Origin of the sequence: Dietzia sp. HMSC21D01 (assembly GCF_001815995.1) — a bacterium.
Taxonomy (GTDB): Bacteria; Actinomycetota; Actinomycetes; order Mycobacteriales; family Mycobacteriaceae; genus Dietzia; species Dietzia cinnamea.
Window position 1 is genome coordinate 1 of sequence record NZ_KV823752.1, and the last position, 1085, is coordinate 1085.

At 75.2% G+C, this 1085-nt stretch carries 1 pseudogene; it reads right to left on the bottom strand.

Annotated elements, in window-relative coordinates:
- Positions 1 to 912, bottom strand: a pseudogene (locus HMPREF3086_RS03165) (transcriptional regulator); the annotation flags it as partial.
- Positions 913 to 1085: the final 173 nt, after the last annotated feature.

Genomic DNA, 1085 nt, shown 5'->3' on the forward strand with positions numbered 1-1085 from the left:
CGTCGCGGGGGCGGCGACGACGATCCGGGGCGCGAGCGTGGGCGCGGGCGCGGGCGTGGGCGCACCGGGCGACTCGGGGAACGTGAGGTCCAGCAGGTGCCCGCGGCGCCCCACGCGGCTGGTGGCCACCCCCACGGTGCCCACCGACAGCTCGACGACCTCACCCATCTCGTCGCGCTCGACCAGTCGGCGGAGGGGGACGAGGTCTCTGGAATCCAGTCGCTCCAGGCTCGAGTGCGAGGCCAGCACCACCTCGTCGCCGAACGCGCACGTCGCGGTGTCGGAGGAGCGGGTGCGCTCGACGAAGCGGCGCCACAGCTCGCGGTCGTCCGCGCGGGCGGTGTCGACGTAGCGGGCCTCGATGTCGGCCACGACCTTGCGGACGAAGGGCGCGAACAGGCGTGATGCGTCCGCGCTCATGCCCGTCAGGTTGACCGCGCCCACCAGGCGTCGGGTGAGCGGGTCGATGATCGGGTGGCCGTAGCAGACGAAGTCGCGCAGGACCTCGGCGAAGTGCTGCTCACCGTGGATGAACACCCCGGCCCGCGTCTCCAGCGCCGTGCCGATGCCGTTGTTGCCCACGGCCTCCTCCGTGAGCGTGGCGCCGTCGTCGACGCCCCGCCGGAGCAGCATGCGGGAGATCCGCGCGTTGTCGCGGGCCGTCCTGATGACCCGGCCCTCGCGATCGGCCAGCACGAGGCTGGCGCCGGTGTCCCGCAGGACGGTGTCGAGCCCGTCCATCACCGGGCGCGCGGCCTCGGTCAGGCGGTGGGAGCGGGCGGCCTGCGGGTCGGGCGCCCCCGGCCGGGCGCTCTGCGGGGTCAGGCCGCTGAGCTCGGACCGACGCCACGCCAGGTCCAGCGGGTCCGCATCGGGCGAGGGGGACGGGTGGGCGGTCCGGGGCACGATCACCTCCGATAGGGCAGGGAATGTGATCTACATCATACGGCCCCGCTGGCGAACGTGCCGCCACGGCAGACCGGGGCCCCGCGCCCGGGTGGGGGGAGCCGTCAAGCGCGGCTCGCCGCGTGGGCCGGGTGGACGAGGTGGGAGGGGAGAGCGGCCGTCCGCGCCGCGGGCGGACG